Annotated in this window: 24 protein-coding genes; 10 read left to right on the forward strand and 14 right to left on the reverse strand. The window is 32.1% G+C overall.

What is annotated here, in order from left to right; translation table 11 throughout:
* Window positions 1-30: 30 nt before the first annotated feature.
* Both GQR95_RS16140 and GQR95_RS16145 read left to right on the forward strand, forming a co-directional pair.
* A complete protein-coding gene (locus tag GQR95_RS16140) occupies window positions 31-1,254 on the forward strand; it encodes a hypothetical protein (RefSeq protein WP_159024110.1) in 1,224 nt (407 codons plus the stop codon).
* On the forward strand, window positions 1,223-1,687 hold the full coding sequence (locus tag GQR95_RS16145) for a hemerythrin domain-containing protein (protein WP_159024111.1): 465 nt from the start codon (window positions 1,223-1,225) through the stop codon (window positions 1,685-1,687). Before GQR95_RS16140 ends, GQR95_RS16145 begins: the two co-directional genes overlap by 32 nt.
* 18 nt (window positions 1,688-1,705) lie before the next feature.
* On the opposite strand, the gene GQR95_RS16150 is transcribed toward GQR95_RS16145, so the two are convergent.
* The 3 genes from GQR95_RS16150 to nirK are packed head-to-tail and all read right to left on the reverse strand — an operon-like array spanning window position 1,706 to window position 4,592.
* Window positions 1,706-2,317: an SCO family protein gene (locus GQR95_RS16150; protein ID WP_159024112.1), complete on the reverse strand. Its 612-nt coding sequence runs from the start codon at window positions 2,315-2,317 to the stop codon at window positions 1,706-1,708.
* Between the two features lie 16 nt (window positions 2,318-2,333).
* The gene (locus tag GQR95_RS16155) at window positions 2,334-3,113 is read right to left on the reverse strand and encodes a formylglycine-generating enzyme family protein (protein WP_233265957.1); all 780 of its coding nucleotides are present in this window, start codon (window positions 3,111-3,113) and stop codon (window positions 2,334-2,336) included.
* 9 nt (window positions 3,114-3,122) lie between these two features.
* Window positions 3,123-4,592, reverse strand: coding sequence for a copper-containing nitrite reductase (gene nirK, locus GQR95_RS16160; RefSeq protein ID WP_199269621.1), 1,470 nt, complete (start codon window positions 4,590-4,592; stop codon window positions 3,123-3,125).
* 347 nt (window positions 4,593-4,939) lie between these two features.
* On the opposite strand from nirK, the gene GQR95_RS16165 reads away from it, so the two are divergent.
* From GQR95_RS16165 to GQR95_RS16200, 8 genes are all read left to right on the forward strand, one after another.
* Entirely contained in the window at window positions 4,940-5,374 is a 435-nt protein-coding gene (locus GQR95_RS16165; protein WP_159024113.1) for an Rrf2 family transcriptional regulator, read from the forward strand.
* A 293-nt stretch (window positions 5,375-5,667) separates the two neighbouring features.
* Window positions 5,668-6,432, forward strand: a complete 765-nt coding sequence (locus tag GQR95_RS16170; RefSeq protein ID WP_159024114.1) for a ParA family protein — start codon at window positions 5,668-5,670, stop codon at window positions 6,430-6,432.
* 8 nt (window positions 6,433-6,440) lie between these two features.
* The gene (locus tag GQR95_RS16175; RefSeq protein WP_159024115.1) at window positions 6,441-7,355 is read left to right on the forward strand and encodes a ParB/RepB/Spo0J family partition protein; all 915 of its coding nucleotides are present in this window, start codon (window positions 6,441-6,443) and stop codon (window positions 7,353-7,355) included.
* Window positions 7,345-8,004, forward strand: coding sequence for a DUF5683 domain-containing protein (locus GQR95_RS16180; RefSeq protein WP_159024116.1), 660 nt, complete (start codon window positions 7,345-7,347; stop codon window positions 8,002-8,004). The genes GQR95_RS16175 and GQR95_RS16180 overlap by 11 nt, the downstream gene beginning before the upstream one ends.
* Window positions 8,005-8,014: 10 nt before the next feature.
* Window positions 8,015-8,719 (forward strand): 4-hydroxy-tetrahydrodipicolinate reductase, encoded by a 705-nt coding sequence (gene dapB / locus GQR95_RS16185; protein ID WP_159024117.1) that lies wholly within the window; start codon window positions 8,015-8,017, stop codon window positions 8,717-8,719.
* A 103-nt stretch (window positions 8,720-8,822) separates the two neighbouring features.
* Window positions 8,823-10,406 (forward strand): signal peptidase I, encoded by a 1,584-nt coding sequence (gene lepB, locus GQR95_RS16190; protein ID WP_159024118.1) that lies wholly within the window; start codon window positions 8,823-8,825, stop codon window positions 10,404-10,406.
* A gap of 17 nt (window positions 10,407-10,423) precedes the next feature.
* Window positions 10,424-11,044: a WbqC family protein gene (locus tag GQR95_RS16195; RefSeq protein ID WP_159024360.1), complete on the forward strand. Its 621-nt coding sequence runs from the start codon at window positions 10,424-10,426 to the stop codon at window positions 11,042-11,044.
* On the forward strand, window positions 11,044-11,352 hold the full coding sequence (locus GQR95_RS16200) for a DUF6122 family protein (protein WP_159024119.1): 309 nt from the start codon (window positions 11,044-11,046) through the stop codon (window positions 11,350-11,352). The genes GQR95_RS16195 and GQR95_RS16200 overlap by 1 nt, the downstream gene beginning before the upstream one ends.
* Here GQR95_RS16200 and GQR95_RS16205 read toward each other — a convergent pair.
* The 11 genes from GQR95_RS16205 to GQR95_RS16255 all read right to left on the reverse strand — a co-directional run bounded on the left by GQR95_RS16205 (window position 11,344) and on the right by GQR95_RS16255 (window position 21,271).
* Window positions 11,344-12,372 carry an endonuclease/exonuclease/phosphatase family protein gene (locus tag GQR95_RS16205; RefSeq protein ID WP_159024120.1) on the reverse strand — a complete coding sequence of 343 codons (1,029 nt, stop codon included), beginning with the start codon at window positions 12,370-12,372 and terminating at the stop codon, window positions 11,344-11,346. The two genes, GQR95_RS16200 and GQR95_RS16205, sit on opposite strands and share 9 nt — an antisense overlap.
* 2 nt (window positions 12,373-12,374) lie before the next feature.
* The gene (locus GQR95_RS16210) at window positions 12,375-13,253 is read right to left on the reverse strand and encodes a rhomboid family intramembrane serine protease (RefSeq protein WP_159024121.1); all 879 of its coding nucleotides are present in this window, start codon (window positions 13,251-13,253) and stop codon (window positions 12,375-12,377) included.
* A gap of 3 nt (window positions 13,254-13,256) precedes the next feature.
* The gene (locus tag GQR95_RS16215) at window positions 13,257-14,015 is read right to left on the reverse strand and encodes a rhomboid family intramembrane serine protease (protein WP_159024361.1); all 759 of its coding nucleotides are present in this window, start codon (window positions 14,013-14,015) and stop codon (window positions 13,257-13,259) included.
* A gap of 22 nt (window positions 14,016-14,037) precedes the next feature.
* A complete protein-coding gene (gene mutL, locus GQR95_RS16220) occupies window positions 14,038-15,903 on the reverse strand; it encodes a DNA mismatch repair endonuclease MutL (protein WP_159024122.1) in 1,866 nt (621 codons plus the stop codon).
* On the reverse strand, window positions 15,903-16,193 hold the full coding sequence (locus GQR95_RS16225) for a riboflavin synthase subunit beta (protein ID WP_159024123.1): 291 nt from the start codon (window positions 16,191-16,193) through the stop codon (window positions 15,903-15,905). The genes mutL and GQR95_RS16225 overlap by 1 nt, the downstream gene beginning before the upstream one ends.
* Window positions 16,194-16,201: 8 nt before the next feature.
* Window positions 16,202-16,420, reverse strand: coding sequence for a hypothetical protein (locus tag GQR95_RS16230; RefSeq protein WP_159024124.1), 219 nt, complete (start codon window positions 16,418-16,420; stop codon window positions 16,202-16,204).
* Window positions 16,421-16,695: 275 nt separating this feature from the next.
* Complete coding sequence (gene trxA, locus GQR95_RS16235; protein WP_159024125.1) at window positions 16,696-16,992, reverse strand: thioredoxin; 297 nt, start codon at window positions 16,990-16,992, stop codon at window positions 16,696-16,698.
* An 82-nt stretch (window positions 16,993-17,074) separates the two neighbouring features.
* A complete protein-coding gene (locus GQR95_RS16240; protein WP_159024126.1) occupies window positions 17,075-18,487 on the reverse strand; it encodes a rhodanese-like domain-containing protein in 1,413 nt (470 codons plus the stop codon).
* Window positions 18,488-18,548: 61 nt separating this feature from the next.
* Window positions 18,549-19,349, reverse strand: coding sequence for a sulfite exporter TauE/SafE family protein (locus tag GQR95_RS16245; RefSeq protein WP_159024127.1), 801 nt, complete (start codon window positions 19,347-19,349; stop codon window positions 18,549-18,551).
* A 111-nt stretch (window positions 19,350-19,460) separates the two neighbouring features.
* On the reverse strand, window positions 19,461-20,093 hold the full coding sequence (locus tag GQR95_RS16250) for a Crp/Fnr family transcriptional regulator (RefSeq protein ID WP_159024128.1): 633 nt from the start codon (window positions 20,091-20,093) through the stop codon (window positions 19,461-19,463).
* A 134-nt stretch (window positions 20,094-20,227) separates the two neighbouring features.
* On the reverse strand, window positions 20,228-21,271 hold the full coding sequence (locus GQR95_RS16255) for an aldose epimerase family protein (RefSeq protein WP_159024129.1): 1,044 nt from the start codon (window positions 21,269-21,271) through the stop codon (window positions 20,228-20,230).
* Window positions 21,272-21,434 lie beyond the last annotated feature (163 nt).

Consider the following 21,434-nt stretch of genomic DNA (forward strand, 5'->3'; position numbering starts at 1 on the left):
TACCCCGGAATTTTTTAGTTTATATTGTTCATGACACTTAAACCCCTTTTTCTTGTTTGCCTATTAAATTTTCTAATTGCAGCAGCAATGGGACTGGCCATGCGTTTTGTTTATATATATCCGCTTGATCTTAATTATCGATTTTTAACACATGCACATTCGCATACTGCCATGTTAGGTTGGGTGTATTTAATGCTTTTTACACTTATTACACATCATTTTGTGCCAAATCCGAAATCTGTTTTTACCAAGCTATTTTGGGTAACAGAATTTGCAGTGTTAGGCATGCTAATTAGTTTCCCGTTTCAAGGTTATGCCGCTGTATCTATAACGTTTTCTACTTTACACATTTTTTGTAGTTATTATTTTGTCCGTTTAATTTTTAAACACGCTCAAATTGAAAATAATTTAACAAGAACACTGTTAAAAACGGCCTTAGTTTTTATGTTAGTTTCTACAATTGGCGTCTGGTGTTTAGGACCTGCTGTTGGAATTTTAGGACAAGCTTCAGCCTTTTATCAAATCGCCATTCAATTCTTTTTACACTTTCAATTTAATGGTTGGTTTTTAATTGGTTTACTCGCTTTATTATTTAACCGATTTCAAATTAAAGAAAATGTAAATACTAAACGTTTTTATATACTTCTAGTGATCTCAACCATTAGTACACTCGCATTACCCGTAAGTTGGTATGCTCCTCATCCCATCTTAAATATTATAAATAGCATAGGCGTATTGTGCCAATTGGGTGCTTTGTACTATTTTTTTAAATTAGTAAAACCAAAATTTGCAACACTAACCTATCAAAATTCTAAACTTTTAAAATACTTATATACATTTTCTTTAGGGTCGTTTGTATTCAAAATAATATTGCAAAGCAGTTCGTTTATACCTGCTGTGGCATTAATGGCCAAACAGCAGCATAATTTTGTTATTGGTTTTATTCATTTAACCATGCTTGGCGTGGTTTCTGGATTTCTGTTTGCCTTTTTAATTCATACAAAAATAGCTTACCAACCCAAATATTTTACTTGGGGCGTTTACAGTTTTATCTTAGGTTTCTTAGGTACAGAAGGTATTTTATTTTTGCAAGGGGTATTATTTACTTTTGAAATTGGCTTAATGCCGAAATATTACCTTTTACTTTTTATACTTAGTACTTTTTTAGTATTTGGGATACTCCTTATAATTATGAGTATATTACATACAAATACAAACTATAATGACAGACAAAAAACCATTAAAACGACATAAAGCTTTACAACCGTTAAGTAGAGAGCATCATCAGGGTTTGCTATTATCTTGGAAAATAAGAACAGGATTAAAAAAAGGAATTGAATTTGATCGTATAAAAACCTACGCTAATTGGTTTTACAAGGTTCATTTAATACCTCATTTTAATATGGAAGAAACTCATGTTTTTTCAATTTTAGAAGAAGGTCATACGTGCCGCCAACAAGCGATTAGAGAACATAAACAGTTAGAAAAATTATTTAGTTTACACTCTAATTTAGAAGATAACTTAATAGATATTGCAGATACTCTAGAGCAACATATTCGTTTTGAAGAACGAATATTATTTCCAGAAATTCAAAAAATTGCGACCGAAACGCAAATCAAACTCATAGAAGAGATTCATTACGAAACAGATTTTGAAGACAATCTTACAGATGAATTCTGGAAATAACTCGCATTGTAAATACAATTACATTTCACTTACAGCTTTTTCAATATTTTGAATAGTAGCATCAGAATTTACCCCTAAACCTTCTTGTTGAAAAACCAATTCTCCAGCAGCGTTAAACACACTAATAATATTGGAGTGAGAAAAATCCATTGGAGAAATCTCTTTATATTTCACAGCTAAAACTGCAGCGAATTCTCTGGTATTTTGTTCTGAAGATCTTAAAAATGTCCAAGGCTCTTCGTCCATAAAATTTTCTTTAGCAAAAGCTTTTAAACGTTCTGGCGTATCTGTTTCAGGATCTATACTTACAAAAATCATGTTCACTTTACCTTTGGTCGATTCTGGTAATTGTTTTTCAATATTACGCATATCTGCAACCAATCTAGGGCAGGCTGCTTTACAAGTTGTGTAAATCATAACCATAACTAACACATCTCCTTTTAAATCTTTAAGCTGAATATCTTTACCATTTTGATTGGTCCATGTTGAAGGTAAATTATAAATAGACATATCTGAAATCTCTTCAGATTGTTTTGAAACTTCATTAACTCCTGTTACTTGTTTTGTGTCTTGTTTACAAGACATTACTCCTAAACATAGCATACAAAATACTAAAATATATGTTTTCATTTTATTTCTTTTTTAATTATTCAATTGGCATATCTTGCACACATCGAAAGCCTAAGTTCTTAATATTATAACGTGCTGTAATACTTCCACGAAATGCATAGCGCATAAAGGCAGCGTAGTTCATTAAATCGGTAGCTCCTACAGCAGCACTTCCGCAGAATAGATTGGTATCTTTATCGACATCTTTTCGAGATTCTCCTGTAATTAATATGGAGTTAAAATCTGAAGTCCATTCCCATACTAAACCATGTAAATCTTTTACGCCCCAAAAATTTTCTGGGTTTCGTCCAACTTCATATGTATTTGTTCGCGGTGCTTCATACCAAGATAAAATTTTCTCGTTATAGGTTTTCTTTACCCGTGCATCTGCAAGTTCTTCATCTGCCATAGCAACATATTCCCATTCATCTACCGTTGGTAATCGTTTACCCTGACACTCACAGTATTTACTTGCTGCAAACCAAGATACATATGTAATTGGACTTTCAAGACGTTCTGTATGGTTTAAAATCGTATCGTTTTTCCAATTTATTAAATACATTTCATCTGCAAATAATCGTTTTACTTTAGACTTTTGCCATTCTGGATATTGCTTTACAAAATCTACATATTGTTGATTTGTAACTGGCAGTTTGTCCATAAAAAAATCATTTACTTTAACTAAAACAGAGTCCCTACCATAAAGCGGAATATAACTTCCGCCCTGAATGTGTAACATATCTTTGTTTGTTTGTCCAAACACTACGGTTTGTAATAAAAATGCTATACCAAATAATATATATGTTTTTTTAAACATCGTTTTTGGTTATTTCTGGTTTATAACTTTTTCAACCATTTCTGTGGTCACTACTTTTTTAGAATTTCCCCAACTGTTATAAACGTAAGTTAAAACGTTAGCAACTTCGCTAGGCGATAAACTTTGTCTTGTCATTACACTATTATACGTTTCGCCATTCACTGTTATTTCTCCCGTTAATCCATTAAGTACAATACCTATGGCTCTATTCACATCGGCATTTAAAAAATCTGAATTTGCTAAAGGCGGAAATGCACTTGGTATACCTTGACCTTCACTTTGGTGACACGCAAAACAGGTTTGCATATACGCTTGCTTACCGCGTTCTAGTTGCTCTTCTAAAGACTGTAAAGGTACTTCTTCAACAACACTATCTCCTACAGGCATGGTTTGAATACCACCACCTTCTGGTAAATAAATATCGTCTCTTAACTCTCCAGAATATATTTTTTTATCTTCTTCACCTTCAACTTTAAGCATTCCTAGAGCTCCTTTATTAAATGCTCTAAAGATAGAGTGATCTACCATAATAAATGTTCCAGGTACTTCCACTTTAAATTCAACAATTGCAGCACCTCCGGCAGGTATTAATGTGGTTTGTACATTCATATTTATAAGATCGCCTCCTTCTACATGAACTTTATCAAATATTTCTCCAATAACATGAAAAGATGAAACTAAGTTTGGTCCGCCATTACCAACAAATAATCGTACAGTTTCTCCAACATTAGCAGTAATAGCATTATCGCCTGTAAGTGCACCAACTTTACCATTAAACACTACATAATCTGCTTTTTCATCTATCGCTTTTTGCATATCGAAGGCTTGCAAACCACGTTCTCCATGAGCACCTTTAGTATAAAAATCGCCTTGCATGAGGTAATATTCTTTATCTACTAAAGGAAGTCCGCCTTCCGGTTCCACTAAGATTAATCCATACATTCCATTTGCAATATGCATTCCTACAGGAGCAGTCGCACAGTGATACACAAATAATCCAGGATTTAAGACTTTAAATGAAAACACTTTTTCGTGGCCAGGCGCTACAAAAGAAGATTCTGCACCTCCGCCAGGACCATTTACAGCATGTAAATCTATGTTATGTGGTAATTTATTATCTGGATGATTCTTTAAATGAAACTCGACTTCATCGCCAACTCGCGTTCTTATAAAACTTCCTGGCACCGAACCTCCAAAAGTCCAATACACATAACTTACTCCATTAGTCATTTCTCCTTCTTCCTCAAGAATTTCCATATCGACTATAAGTTTTTTAGCTTTTCGTCTACCCACTGGGGTTGGAACATGTGGTGGTGCGGTTAATTCTGCTATCATTTCTCGATTAACAGGAATATCAACGGCTTGTATCTGCTCTTTTTTATTTTTGTTCGAGCAAGCTGTTAATGTTATAAAAGCGAATGCTATAAAGGCTTGCCTACAATTAAAGCATAGTGTTAAAAAGTGTTGTTTAGTTTTCATACAAAAAAGTTATTTATTTGTGGTTATCATAAATCGGACAAAATTGTCCGATTTATATATCAAATATATAGATATTACTTTTTTTTAAACATGATAATTATCAGGTTATTAAAAGCAGTCATAAGAATAATTAATTATTCACTATATTTTTAAATATAATAAGGAATAAAATCTAAAACTGATTTAAGTCATTTATAAACTCGAACCTAATACCTACCTTTAAAAAATAAACAAATAATTAACTATTAAACAAGTAGTTAAAATATTAAATAACATAAAATTTGAATTAATTAAAGATATTCGTGTCTTAATTTTTCTGTTTTTATATACTAAAAAACACTAAAAATATGTTTTCAAAAGCATGTGAATACGGTATTAGAGCCACAATATTTATTGCAGTAAATTCTTTAGAAAATAGACGTGTGAGTCCTAAAGAAATTGCAAAAGAGATTGATTCTCCAGAAGCATTTACTGCTAAAATTTTACAAGCTTTAGCAAGAAATCATGTTGTGAACTCTATAAAAGGAGCACATGGTGGGTTTGAAATTGATATAGTAAATATAAAAAAAATAAAGCTTTCGGATATTGTTGTAGCTATTGATGGTGATCAAATTTACGAAAGTTGCGGTATCGGATTACATGTTTGTAATGACGATAGTCCATGCCCTATGCATCAAAAATTTAAATCGATTCGAGCAGAATTGAAACATATGTTAGAATCTACAAGCCTTGAAGAATTAGCTACAGACATAGAGTTAGGGAAAGCGCTATTAAAACGCTAAAAATCAAATATTCATACACAAATACATAGTAATATATTTTGAATTTGTATAATGGTCGATATTTCTTGTAAACTTCCCGTTTACAGACATGTTTTAGCTTTCCTTTTGAATTAATAATGCTTAAATAAATTCCGATTAAATTCATTATTATTATTAGAAATTCTTTCATTCGATCTTACAGTAGTCTAACAAAGGGCTTAGAAAAAGAAAACGCACTTAACATTTGTTAACAAGTTACATTTTTAAAACTCATAAATAGTTGTATTTTTACACCTAATAAAATCAAATTATTAATGGGTAAGATCATTGCAATTGCAAATCAAAAAGGAGGCGTAGGAAAAACAACGACTTCTATTAATTTAGCAGCCTCTTTAGGGGTGCTTGAAAAGAAAGTATTGCTGATTGATGCCGATCCTCAAGCCAATGCCACTTCGGGATTAGGTATAGATGTAGAGACTGTTGAAATTGGAACTTACCAATTATTGGAACATACCAATACAGCGAAAGAAGCTATTCTACAAACCGAAACTCCGAATTTAGACATCATTGCATCGCATATAGACTTAGTTGCTATTGAAATTGAACTTGTAGATAAGGACGATAGAGAATATATGCTAAAACGTGCATTAGCAGAAGTTAAAGACGATTACGATTATATTATAATTGATTGTGCCCCATCTTTAGGCTTATTAACTCTTAATGCGTTAACAGCTTCAGATGCCGTAATTATCCCAATTCAATGCGAATATTTTGCTCTTGAAGGTTTAGGAAAATTATTAAACACCGTTAAAAGTGTTCAAAAAATACACAATCCTGAATTAGATATTGAAGGTTTATTATTAACCATGTACGACTCACGTTTAAGACTTTCTAACCAAGTGGTAGAAGAAGTACAAAAACATTTTAATGATATGGTTTTTAAAACTATAATACAACGAAATGTACGTTTAAGTGAAGCACCAAGTTTTGGTGAAAGCATTATTAATTTTGATGCAAGTAGTAAAGGTGCTATAAACTATTTAAGTTTGGCTAAAGAAATAATAAACAAAAACTCCTAGAAAAGAATATGGCGAAGGCAGTAAGAAAACAAGCATTAGGAAGAGGATTATCTGCATTATTAAAAGACCCGACTAACGATATTAACTCGGTTCAAGATAAAAATGCTGATAAAGTTATAGGAAATATTGTAGAGTTAGAATTAAGTACTATTGAAATGAATCCGTTTCAGCCACGTACAAATTTTAACGAAGAATCACTGCGCGAACTATCTTCATCTATAAAAGAATTAGGGGTAATTCAGCCTATTACAGTTAGAAAATTAGATTTTAACACCTATCAATTAGTATCTGGAGAACGTCGTATGCGCGCCTCAGAAGCTTTAGGGTTAAAAACCATTCCTGCTTATATACGTATTGCAAACGACCAGGAGTCTTTAGAAATGGCTTTAGTTGAAAATATTCAACGCCAAGACTTAGACCCTATTGAAATTGCTTTATCATACCAACGTTTAATAGATGAGATTAATTTAACACAAGAGCAAATGAGCGATCGTGTTGGAAAAAAACGATCTACAATTGCCAATTATTTACGCCTTTTAAAATTAGATCCAATCATTCAAACAGGAATGCGAGACGGATTTATTTCTATGGGTCATGGCCGAGCAATTATTAATATTGAAGACCATAGCATTCAAATAGAAATTTATACACGTATCTTAAAACAAAAATTATCTGTTAGAGATACTGAAAGTTTAGTAAAAAATTATAACGAAAATAAATCTTTAGATGAAGCAAAACCTACAGACAAACAAAACACAGAACCCCCTAAGTTTGTAACTAAAAGTATCGAGGATTTTTCTGATTATTTCGGACATAAAATCGATATTAAAATAGCTAAAAACGGAAAAGGAAAAATAACAATTCCTTTTCATTCTGAAGAAGACTTTAATCGTATAAAAAAACTTGTACACAGTGCAAAGTAAATTTTGTATAACTACCCTACTCTTTTTTGTATTCTGCTTAAATAGCTTAGCACAAAAAACAGAAAAAGATCAATCTGCAAATACTAAAAAAGTTGTAGATACATTGATGGTGGATAATGCTAAAATTATAACCACTTCTGAAGAAACCGTAGTTACAACAACAGATTCTTTAGCAATTAAACCTGAAAAAGAATCCAGACTAACAGATCCTTTAGCGCCAGCACGTGCCGCTTTTTATTCGGCCATACTTCCAGGTTTAGGACAAGCATATAACAGAAAATACTGGAAAATTCCAATTGTTTACGCAGCTATTGGTACAGGTATTTACTTTTATATAGATAATAACAATGCTTACAACGACTATCGCGATGCTTACAAACGCAGATTAGCCGGTTATACAGATGATCAATACTACGGTAGAATCTCTGACGACGGACTAATTAATGCGCAAGAGCAGTTGCGAGAGAATAAAGAATTATCATTACTAATTACGCTAGGTTTATACGTCTTAAATATTGTTGATGCCAATGTAGATGCACATTTACTACAATTTAACATCGACGATAATTTATCTCTAGCACCTAAGTTTAATTATAACGAGGTAGAACGATCAACTAATCTTGGGTTCTCCTTTAATTTTAAATTTTAAATTTTACATCATGAAAATTGCATTACTTGGATACGGAAAAATGGGTAAAACCATTGAACAAATAGCACTAAATCGTGGCCATGAAATAGTAATCAAAGCGACTACAGAAAATTCTAATTACGATATCACACAGGCAGATATTGCAATAGATTTTAGTTTACCTGACGCAGTAGTACCACACCTTACTAATTGTTTCAATAATGGCGTTCCTGTAATTTGTGGAACAACAGGTTGGTTAGAAGATTACGATAAAATGGTTGCTTTATGTGAAGAAAAAAAAGGAGCTTTTATTTATGCCTCAAATTTTAGTTTAGGTGTAAATATCTTTTTTGAATTAAACAAAGTATTAGCTAGAATGATGAGTAATAGAAAACGTTATAACGTTTCTATGAAAGAAATACATCATACTAAAAAATTAGACAAACCAAGCGGAACAGCAATCTCTTTAGCAAAAGACATTATTTCGGAACATAAAAAATACGACAAATGGGCTTTAGACAGTAGAGAAGCAAATACGGTTCCTATAGTTGCAAAACGTTTTCCAGAAGTAAGAGGTACACATATTGTAACTTATGATAGTAGTATAGATTCTATTACAATAGAACATAAAGCACACAGTAGAGAAGGTTTTGCAGTTGGTGCAGTTGTTGCTGCTGAATGGTTATTAGGAAAAACAGGTGTATACAGCATGAAAGATGTGTTAAATATTGGTTAATACTATAAAAACCTGTTACATTAATTCCCTTATCAATACTAATACTAATACAAATATTCAGATTAATTCTTGTCTTTTAGGCAATTAGCAACATAAGTAGATTATGACTTTAACTCAGTGGTTCATCTTTATTTTAATTATCCAATTCGTTCACGGATTAGGAACTTGGAAACTTTACGTAAAAGCAGGTAGGCAAGCATGGGAAGCTTTTATTCCTGTTTACAATGCTATTGTTTTAATGAAAATAATAAATAGACCTTGGTGGTGGACAATTCTAATCTTCTTACCTATTGTTAATTTAATTATGTTTCCTGTAATATGGGTAGAAACCGCTAGAAGTTTCGGTAAAAACACCACTCTAGATACCATTCTTGCAGTAGTATCTCTTGGTTTATACAATTATTACCTAAACTACGTCGCAACAGATTTAGAATATATAAAAGACAGAAGTTTAGAACCTAGAACAAGTGCAGGAGACTGGATTAGTTCTATCTTATTTGCTGTAGTTGCTGCAACCATAGTACATACTTACATTATTCAGCCGTTTACAATTCCAACCTCATCTTTAGAGAAAACATTACTTGTAGGCGACTTTCTTTTTGTAAGCAAGTTAAACTATGGACCACGTTTACCAGAAACAACATTGGCTTTACCAATGGTTCACGATTCAATTCCGAAAACCAAGTTAAAATCATACATCGCAGACGATAATTTAGAAACAAAAGAAGAGTCTTGGAAAAACAAAACATTGTTACCTTATCTAAGATTACCTGGATTTCAAAAAATAAAACGTAACGATATTGTTGTGTTTAATTGGCCTGTAGATACAGTTACAGACTTTTTTAGCACGCCAGATCGTAACCATTGGAAACCTGTCGATAAAAAATCTAACTACGTAAAACGTTGTGTTGGTCTTCCTGGAGATTCTCTAGAAGTAAGAAATGGATATGTTTATATTAACGGTAAACAAAACAAATTACCAGAACGTGCTAGACTGCAATTTAGCTATTTAGTACAACCTAAAACACATCAATTTAACGCTAAAGAATTAGCAGATCGATATGGCATTACAGACCGTTTTGGAATCATTAACGACAAGAACACTTATATGTTTATGTCTATTACAGATGAAGCCGTAGAGCAGTTTAAAAATCATCCAAACGTAGAAAGCATTACTCCTATTAAAGAAGAAAAAGGAGTAAGAGATTCTCGAATTTTTCCTCAGAACCCAAATTACAATTGGAATAATGATTTCTTCGGACCATTATACATTCCTCAAGCAGGAAAAACTATAGCTTTAAATGTAGATATTTTACCGCTTTACAAGCGCGTTATTACAGAATACGAGGGCAATAAATTACAAGTAAAAGGAAACCAAATATATGTAAATGGAACAGCTGCAGACAGCTATACATTTAAACAAGATTACTATTGGATGATGGGAGATAATAGACACAACTCTCAAGACGCAAGAGCTTGGGGATTTGTTCCGTTTGACCACGTTGTTGGTAAACCTGTATTTATTTGGATGAGTTGGGACCAATACGGAAAACCACGTTGGGACCGTTTCTTTACAACTGTTGGCGGAAACGGAAAACCAGTATCTTACTTAATTCCGTCGCTTATTATTATTGCTGGATTATTCGGTTTTAATACGTACAGAAAACGTAAAAAAGCAAATGCGTAACGAATACTTTTATGAGTTTGAATAGTCTTTTACATCCTACTTATTTTCCGAATATTACACACATGGCAGCCATTGCGCAGTCTGATGTGGTAACCTTTGAAATGGATGATAATTTTGCAAAACAAACCTATAGAACGCGTACGTATATATATGCCGCTAATGGCAAATTATTATTAAATATTCCGGTGATTTATACTCAAAAAAATCGCCAAAAGTATCGTGAAGTAAAGATTTCTAATACTGAAAACTGGCAAAGTTTACATTGGAAATCTTTACTTTCCGCATACAAAACGTCTCCTTTCTTTGAATATTACGAAGATGATTTGCGTCCGCTTTTTGAAACCAAAGCAGAGTACATTTTAGATTTTAATTTAAAATGTTTCGAGACCATTTCTGAATGTCTTCAATTAGAAAAAACAATTCATAAAACTGAAGAATTCAAACATGAGATTACTAATGGCACTGATTTAAGAGCTTTAGTAAACCCAAAATCTGCAATAGATTTTCAGAATAAAAAATACACACAAGTGTTTGGCGACAAGCATGGATTTATTAATAATTTAAGTGTTTTAGATTTATTATTTAACGAAGGTCCGAATGCATTAGATTACTTAGAAAATCAAGATCTTTCACTGTAATGCTTCAGCCTTTTATACATTATGGCATCCATTTTATAGGCCCATTAGTTGTTGCGCTTTGGTTTTACAAACCCGAATGGAAACACGCTTATTTAATTATGATTTGTGGTATGTTAATAGATTTAGATCATCTTTTAGCTACGCCTATATTTAGTCCCGGACGTTGTAGCATAAACTTTCATCCGCTTCACTCCTATTACGCTATAGCAATATATATACTCCTTTTATTACCTAAAAAAACACGCCTTATTGGTTTAGGTTTAGTTATTCACATTATAGCAGATGCTGTAGATTGTAGCCTAATGTAAAGACAATTTTACCATTATAGGGTAATGATCTGAATACACATCGCTATTAAAGGTTTTAAAGCCTTTAATTTTAATAGCTTCATCAGTAAAAATAAAATCAATTCGTACTGGAAAAAATTTAAAATTAAAAGTCTTTCCAAATCCATTACCAGCTTCCTTAAAAGTATCGTTTAAGTCGCCTCTAATCATTCTATACACATAAGAATAAGCTGTGTTGTTTAAATCGCCAGTAATAATCATTTTATACTTACACGTCTTTTTATGCTCTAAAAACAGCTCTGTTTGGGCTTGTTGCATGGCAAAAGAATGACCAATACTTTTTACTAAACGTTCTGAGTCTTGTTTTTTTAACGCTTCTACTTTTGTATTTATACGAAGTGATTGTAAATGAATATTATAAATACGAACAGTATCTTCTCCTTTAACAACATCTGCAAAGATGGCATTATTGGGTGTATTAGGAAATGTAACAGATCCTTTATTAATAATAGGATATTGAGAAAAAATAGCTTGACCAAATTGTTTTTTTTCGCCAGCCAATTGTATGTATTTATACTTAAAGAATGAAAAATCTATACTTTTATTATTGGGATGGAATTCTTGTATACTTAAAATATCGGGATGTTCTGCTTTTACAAATTTCGAAATTTCGAAGCCAATATCTTTATTCGGAATCCAGTTATAGATATTAAACAACCTTACATTATAACTCATAATAGAAATATTGTCGGCATTAGTATCTTCTGTAGTTCCAGAAAACTTATACAATGTTCCCATATAAAAATACCCAATTACTAAAATAATAAACGACAGTAGCATTTGGCGTTTTAGTTTTAGCAACCAATATAAAGCAAATAGTACGTTAACAAGAATTAAGACAGGTACTACAATACTTAAAACTGATAAAAAGGCAAAATGTTTAGGCGGAAAAAAAGGTAAAATATAAGACAATAAAAGTAAGGTAGCCAACATGGAATTGATGAAAAATATAAATTTATCAATAACGTTTAACTTACTCATACTTATTTTCCTACTTTAAATAAAAATTCCTTTTCCTCTTTTGTCAGGCTATCGTAGCCACTTTTACTAATTTTATCAAGAATAATATCTATGCGCTTTTGTTTATTAAAAGCATCAAACTCTTCTTTTTTAAAGCCAGCCATCTTCTTATTACCGCGTTTATGAACAGTTTTAAGTGGCGATTTTCCAGATTTAGAAAACAAGCCTGTTAGTGTATCTGCAAAAGACTCAAATCCTTTTCCTATGTCTCTGCCTTGCTTATACTGCATAGCGTATAAAAATCCTAAAGCTGCACCTCCTATGTGAGCTAAATTACCTCCTGCATTAGTGCCTGCTAAGCCTAAAACATCTAAAGTTAATATGGCAGCTCCAACCATCCATAACTTAACATTAAACATAAAGAATTTTAAATCCATTTGCGGCATATACGCACACATAAAGATTAATAATGCACGAACTGCTGCAGATGCACCTACTAATCGTCCGCCAGAATGAAACACATTAGGTAACAAATTATAACCTAGTAAAAAAACTACGGCACCAGAAATTGCACCTAAAAAATAAATATTTATAGCTAATTTTTTACTGAACATATTTAAAAACCACTGTCCAATAAAATACAACCACAACATATTAAATAATAAATGTATAAAATCGTAATGCACAAATGCATATGTAATAAAAGACCATGGAGTGACTAATAATTCAGATAAATTACTAGACAATTCAAACCATTGTAAACTAGAATCGTTAGGTAAAGTAGATGTTAGTACTTGTAAAACAAACCCAACAAAAAAGACAATAACATTTATAGCTATTATCTTTTCTAACACATTTAAATGCGTTAATTTTTGTTTAATATCTTGATTAAGCGTGTTCATATATTAATCCCAACGGTTTTTATTAAACTGTGTTCTTTTCCAATACCACATAATTAAGAAGCCTGTTAAAGCACCTCCTACGTGGGCAACATACGCGGTATTACTTGGACTAAAAAAGGATTGACCAGTAACAGCCGAAATTAAATCTAATGCAATAATTCCTGGTATAAAATACTTAGCTTTAATTGGAATAGGTAAAAATATAAGCATCAATTTAGATTCTGGAAACAACATTCCGAAAGCGACTAAAACGCCCATTATAGCACCAGAAGCTCCTACCATAGAACCATTAAATACACTTACAAATTTCCCTAATTGATCTGGATCTAAAACCTTAGACCAACCCGTATTATACATTGCATAACCAGAACGTAACGTTTCTAAGGTTTCTGCTTGACTAAATCCTGCGCCTTCTAAAGCAGACATTCCTGATGAGTATTGATAATAGTAGTACGCTAACATTAAAAGTGCGGCTCCTAAACCAGAAGACAAGTAAAAGAATAAAAACTTTTTCCCTCCAAACTGTTGCTCTACAGGTGTTCCAAACATCCAAAGTGCCAACATGTTAAATGCAATATGCATAAAACCACCATGCATAAACATGTGGGTAAATATTTGCCAAGGTTGGAACGCTGCATTCTTTGGAAAATGCAAAGCAAACCAATCATAAAACAAGTTACCTCCACCAACGACCATGGTCCCGATAAACATAATAACATTTATAATTATAAGGTGTTTAACGGTATCGGAAATTCTATTCATCATAATCTTTCTTTCTATGAAATTACATAAATTTTTTATCTAATTCATCAACCGTCATGGTGATAAATGTAGGTTTATTATTCGGAGAAACATTGGGTTCCTTACACGCAAACAAACTATTTACTAAATGATCTTGTTCTGTTTGTGTAAGCGATTGTCCTGATTTTATAGCCAAACTTTTCGATAACGACTTTGCCAACAAATCTGCAGCACTAAAATTTGCATCAGGAACTTCATGTTCTACATCGCTAATTAATTGTTCTAATATAATACTTACTTCGCTCTCTGGGACATTTATAGGCAAACCAATTATTTCTACCATGTGTTCTTCAATATTCTGAAACACAAAACCTGCGTATTCTAAATCACTCTTTAAATTTAAAACAATATCGTGTTCTTGTTTAGATAATTGAATTTGCAATGGAAATAACAATTGCTGACTTACCGTATCTTTTCCTGTGATGTATTTTAAAAAATCTTCGTAAAGGATACGTTGGTGAGCACGATTTTGATCGATAACTAACATCCCCGATTTAATGGTACTTAATACATATTTATTTTGAAGCTGATATGTGGCTTGCTTAGTAGCCATTTGAGACTCGTCGAACAAGGAAGCTGTACTTTCTACGCTTTCAAATTGAATTTCACTAAAATCACTTTTAGATTTTGTACCTTTAGATTCCATACCCACATATAAACTTTCCCAACCTGCTGTTGGCGGGTCTTTACGTCCTGAGTAAGATGATGGTGTAGACGGTCTTGAAGGCGCTGATTTTTCTGAATTAAACGGATTAAAAGTACGATCTACCTCTATTGTAGGTGTACTTGCAGATTTACTTGAATAATCGTAAGGCGTATCTAGATTCGCATCGTGATCGAAATCTAAAACGGGTGCAATATTAAATTGTCCTAAACTATGTTTAACAGAGGCTCTTAAAATAGCATATAACGTATGTTCATCATCAAACTTAATCTCTGTTTTTGTAGGATGAATATTAATATCTATAGTTTGCGGGTTTACTTCTAAATTTAAAAAATAACTCGCGTGTGTTCCTTCTTTTATTAACCCTTCAAATGCTGCTGTAATAGCATGATTTAAATAGGCACTTTTTATAAATCTATGATTGACAAAGAAAAATTGTTCCCCTCTAGATTTTTTAGCATATTCTGGTTTTCCAACAAATCCAGAAATTTTCAACACATCGGTATCTTCATTCACAGGCACCAATTTTTCATTGGTTTTGGGTCCGAATATATTAACAATACGTTGTCTGTAATTACTATGTGGTAAATTAAAAACTTCAGAGCCGTTATGGTACATTACAAAACTAATACCTGGATGAGCTAAAGCTACGCGCTGAAATTCGTCTATAATATGGCGTGTTTCAACTGTATTCGATTTTAAAAAATTACGCCGTGCTGGAATATTAAAAAACAAATGTTTTACAGCGATAGACGTTCCTGTTGGTGTAACCACGACATCTTGATCTACAATTTCGCTACCTTCAATGGTTATGGTTGTACCAACCTCATCTTGGGCTTGTTTTGTTTTTAATTCTACATGAGCAATAGCGGCAATACTAGCTAAAGCTTCACCTCGAAATCCTTTTGTATCTAATTGAAATAAATCTTCGGCAGAACGAATTTTAGAAGTTGCATGACGTTCAAAACTTAAACGTGCATCTGTAACACTCATACCTACCCCATCATCTATAACCTGTACCAAAGTTTTACCGGCATCTTTAACCAATAATTTTATGGTTTCGGCTTTGGCATCTATAGCATTTTCTAAAAGTTCTTTAACTACAGAAGCTGGTCGTTGCACTACCTCACCCGCTGCAATTTGATTAGCAACATGGTCTGGTAAAAGTTGAATAATATCTGCCATTATGAATTTGGAAGGAATATGGATAAATCGAATTCTATTATAAATAGAAATATAAGAATAAGTATAGCAACAATAATTATAATCCTGCGGTTAGCAGAACGGTCTGGAGATTCTTTTAATTCTTGAAATGCATTTTGAATTTTAGATTTAATTCCTCCTGTAGGTCCAACGGTTTTTCTAAAATCGTCGAATTTATGTTTCATTTCAAACGGACTTCCTTCCCCATCATTTTTAAAATGTTGAGGCGTGTACGTAAATTTTTTATTTTTTCTCGTTTTAAAAATCCCCATGCTGCTTTCTACAATTCATAATTATTTAATACATACCATAAAATGATAACCAAAATCAAGATTATTAACCATCCAGATAAACGGATGCCTTTTTTTCCTTGATGTTTTCTCGTTTGCTTAAGCGCTTCCCATTTAGACGTCATTTCGTTTAAAGGTTTAACATCCTCTTCCTGAAACTTAGCCTTATAATTAAACGATTTATTTTTTCGTTGATTAAATAAATTCACTATTTAAAAACTAGTCTTTGTTAAGCATCAAATGTACTTAAAATTGGGAAGAAAGGCGAATACGGTTTCTAAAAAAATGTTAACAAAAACAATCAAAACGCTAGTAATTCATTAATTTAAAAAGAACCTTTAGTGTTTTAAATATCAATTTTATAAACATTTTATTTCAAAAAGCAATTTAAACACCTCATTTCACACATATAAGAAATGAAAAAGCGCCCTGTAAAAGACGCTTCTGTAACTGGTAATAAATTCTAAATAATTAACCTTTTAAATTAACTACCTTGTTTTATAATTTGAATTAAATCTGATTTTTGGACTATTCCAGATTGTCTCCACTTTTGTTCTCCTGACTTATATAGCATTAAAGTGGGAACATTTCTAACATTTAATTTAGATGCTAACTCTTGATTTTTATCGATATCAATTTTTATAATTGAAACCGACTCGCCTAAACTATCTTTTACATCTTTTAAAATTGGCGCCATTGTTTTACAAGGACCACACCATTCGGCAAAAAAATCGACTAAAACAGGTTTATCCTGTTTAATAAGTTCTGAAAATCGACTCATAACTATATGTTTTAAAATTCTGCACTGATAAAAAAACAACCTTTTTAAGATGCTATTCTTTTAACAATTAATATTTATTCATTTACTTTTTTAATATTGAAGGACATACAAAATCTGTTAACGGAATTCCGGCTTCTTTAATCGCTTTCATACCACCTGCAACATCTATTAAATTATGATACCCTCTACTTTTTAATATTGATGTTGCAATTACAGATCTATAACCTCCTGCACAATGCACGTAAAATGGTGTATCATTAGGAAACTCAGACAAATGTTCATTAATAAATTCTAATGATGCATTTTTAGCATTATCAATATGTTCGGAAGCATATTCTGAATCTTTTCTGACATCAAAAACATTCAATTTCTCTGCCTCTAAACGTGTTTTAAAGGTTTCTGCAGTAATAGACGAAATAGTATCGTATTCCTTACCAACAGATTTCCATGCTTCGAAACCTCCTTTTAAATACCCTAGTGTATTATCGAATCCCACACGAGATAAACGTATAACCGTTTCTTTTTCCATACCAGGATCTGTAACTAATAAAATAGGTTGTTTTACATCTTTAATTAAAGCGCCAACCCATGGTGCAAAACCACCTTGTAGTCCTATAAAAATAGAACGTGGAATATGTCCTTTTATAAATTCATCTTGATGGCGTACATCTAAAACTAAAGCTTCAATAGTATTGGCTACAGTTTCAAACTCATCTGGACTTAATGCTTTTGTACCTTTTTCTATTACAGTATCAATATTATCGTACCCTTCTTTATTCATCTTCACGTTTAACGGAAAATACTGTGGTGGCGGTGTCAAACCATCTGTAACTTCTTTAACAAATTCAGGTTTTGTCATGTCTTCACGTAAGGCATAATTCATCTTTTTCTGATTTCCTAAAGTGTCTACCGTTTCTTTCATCATATTCTTTCCACAAGCAGAACCCGCTCCGTGTCCAGGGTAAACAATTACATCGTTAGCTAAAGGCATAATTTTAGTTCGTAAACTATCATACAAATACCCTGCTAAATCGTCTTGTGTAATCTCTCCTTTTTGTGCCAAATCTGGACGACCAACATCGCCTAAAAACAAAGTGTCTCCGCTAAAAATAGCGTAATCTTTTCCTGTTTCATCTTTTAACAAAAATGTCGTACTTTCCATAGTGTGACCAGGTGTATGCAATACTTTTATAACAACATTTCCTAGTTTAAATTCTTGTTCATCTTCTGCTATAATTGCATCGAAGGATGGATTTGCAGTTGGTCCGTATATAATTGGAGCGCCCGTTAATTCTGATAATGTAACATGTCCGCTAACAAAATCTGCATGAAAATGAGTTTCGAAAATATATTTAATTTTAGCACCTTCTTTTTCTGCTCTGCTTACATAAGGAGCAACCTCACGCAACGGATCGATAATAGCAACCTCACCATTACTTTCTATATAATAAGCGCCTTGCGCTAAACAACCTGTATATATTTGATCTACTTTCATAATCTATTTATTCTATATAAAACTACTCCTCTTTTAAACTATTATTTGGCAATTAACACGGTTACATTGCTAGTTCTCTAATTATAATATAAAGCCCCATAACCAATACAAACCAACCAAAGCCTTTTTTAAGTTTTTTACCTGAAATATAATTAGACAAATAACTTCCTAAAAAAATACCAACAACTGCTACCGCTGTAAAACTAAGTAAGAACGACCAATCGATTTCTATATTTCCGATATCTCCAATAAAACCAATTAAAGAATTTACTGCAATGATGAATAAAGACGTACCCACAGCTTTTTTCATGGATAAATTCCCCAGAATAATTAAAGCTGGAATAATTATAAATCCACCACCTGCACCAACAATTCCTGTAAAAAAACCAATAACAATGGCCTGATTAAAAATTAAAAGATTACTTAATTTTCTATGTGCATGTTCTTTCTTTTCATCTTTTTTAGGCTTTAACATCGTTACCGATGCGATCACCATCATTATAGCAAACATAACCATTATAAAGATATCTTTGGTTATGACAAAACTTCCTATTTGGAATATATTATCAGGAATGGCCGGAATTATAAACTTACGTGTTATATACACCATTGTAAATGCAGGAACCGCAAATACAGCTGCTATTTTTAAATCTACCAAACCTTTCTGATAGTTTTTAAAAGCACCAAAACTAGACGATACACCAACTATAAATAACGAATATGCAGTTGCAGTTACGGGATTTAGCATAAGTAAATATACTAAAATGGGAACCGTTAAAATAGAACCACCTCCTCCGGTTAGTCCCAAGACTAAACCAACAACAAGTGCGCCTATAAATCCTATTATTTGTGTAATATCCATTTGTAAAGTTTAGACAAATGTACTGTTAAGTAGAAGTTTTACAAGTAACCTAAGTTACAATAGGATATTAAATAAAAGATAATTGATTAATATGTATTAAACGAAAGAACTCTATAAATCTAATAAATGAATTTGATTACGGTACAACTTTAAGCGTCCATCATTTTCTAGTTTTTTAAGTAATCTAGAAATTACGACTCTAGATGTATGTAAATCTTGAGCAATATCTTGATGCGTTACAGCAATCATTTCGTTATGATTTACCATCGCTTTATCTTTTAAATATTTTAAAAGACGTTCATCCATTTTTAGAAACGCTATGGTGTCTATAGATTCTAATAATTCTATAGTGCGTTCATGATAACTTTGAAGTATAAAATTTTGCCAGCTTTTATATTTCCCCATCCATTCTCCCATTTTTTCTACAGGAACCATAATTAAGGTAGCTTCTGTTTCTGCAATGGCTCGTATTTCACTTTTAGAGTTTCCCATACAACATGAAATACTCATTGTACACGTATCTCCTTGTTCTATAAAATACAATAGTAATTCGTCTCCGTTTTCGTCTTCTCTTAAAATTTTTAGAGCACCACTAATTAAAAGTGGCATGTGGGAAATGGGCTGACCAATATCCATAAGTGTAAAACCTTCTGGGACGGCTTTAAAAAGTCCGCATTGATTTATTTCTTGAAGTAATTCATCTTCAAACAAATACCCATAATGTGTTTTTAATTCTTCAATCATAACTTATAAATAAGATTTTAAAGATAACAATAACCAAACAATTCTAATTTTATAATTACTTAGATTTACAGTAATAAAAGTTAAAACAGTCTTTAAAGTTGTCTTAAATTGTAAAATCAAGTTACAATTACATCTTATTTAATAGAAAACATAAACGTAGTTTGCGATTTATAAACCTCGCCTGGATTTAAAATAGTAGAAGGAAAAGTGTCTCTATTTGGTGAATCTGGATAATGTTGAGTCTCTAAACATAATGCACCTCGAGGTACAAAAGGCGCATCTAAAAAATTAGCGGTGTAAAATTGCACTCCGGGTTGGTCTGTACAAACGTCTAAACACCTGCCACTAGATTGATCATAAACTTTAGCAGCCAAACGTAATCCTTGATCTTGATGGTTTAAAACCCAGTTATGGTCGTAACCTGAGCCATTTTTAATTTGAATATGATTCGCATCGATGTCTTTTCCTACTTTTTTAGCCGTTGTAAAATCGAATGGTGTACCAGTAACCGGTGCTATTTCTCCTGTTGGAATTGCATTTTTATTTATAGGAATATAAGCATCTGCATTAATCATTACGGTTTCGTCTGTAATACTTTTAGTAAAATCTCCGGACAGATTAAAATAAGAATGTTGCGTTAAATTTACGACGGTTGTTTTATCTGTTTTAGCCTCGTAACGAACATTTAATGTATTATTTGCTGCAAGAGAATAAACTACAGTAACATTTAAATTCCCTGGAAATCCCTCTTCCATATCCGGACTTAGATACGTTAATTTTAAAGCCACGGTCTCTTTTGTTTCAATAGATTCTGCTGTCCAAATAACTTTATCGAATCCTTTATTACCTCCATGTAAACTATTTACCCCATTATTAATTGCTAAAGTATAATCTGTTCCGTTTAACGAAAATTTACCGTTAGCAATACGGTTTCCGTAGCGCCCAATTATAGCTCCAAAATATGTTGGATTTATTAAATAAGGTTCTAATTTATCATATCCTAAAACAACATTTTCGAATTTATGTGCTCTATTCGGTACTTTTAAAGCCGTTATAATTCCTCCAAACGTAATGATATCGACTTCCATACCATTTACGTTTTTAAGTTTATATAAATCTACTTGTTGTCCGTTTGGAGTATTTCCATATACTGATGCATTAATAGATGTTTTATTCATTATTTTTTATGACTTCAAAATTATTTTTATTTATGAACAGCGTTATTTATGTATAAAATTAGCCATACTAAAAGTAAAAAAAAATGTAAAGAACACCTCATGATTTTTCTCATTATTAATAGCACATTTAATATCAATTTTTTTTAACATTCAACCTGTGTAA

This window comes from Formosa sp. L2A11 (assembly GCF_009796865.1).
Classification (GTDB): Bacteria; Bacteroidota; Bacteroidia; order Flavobacteriales; family Flavobacteriaceae; genus Formosa.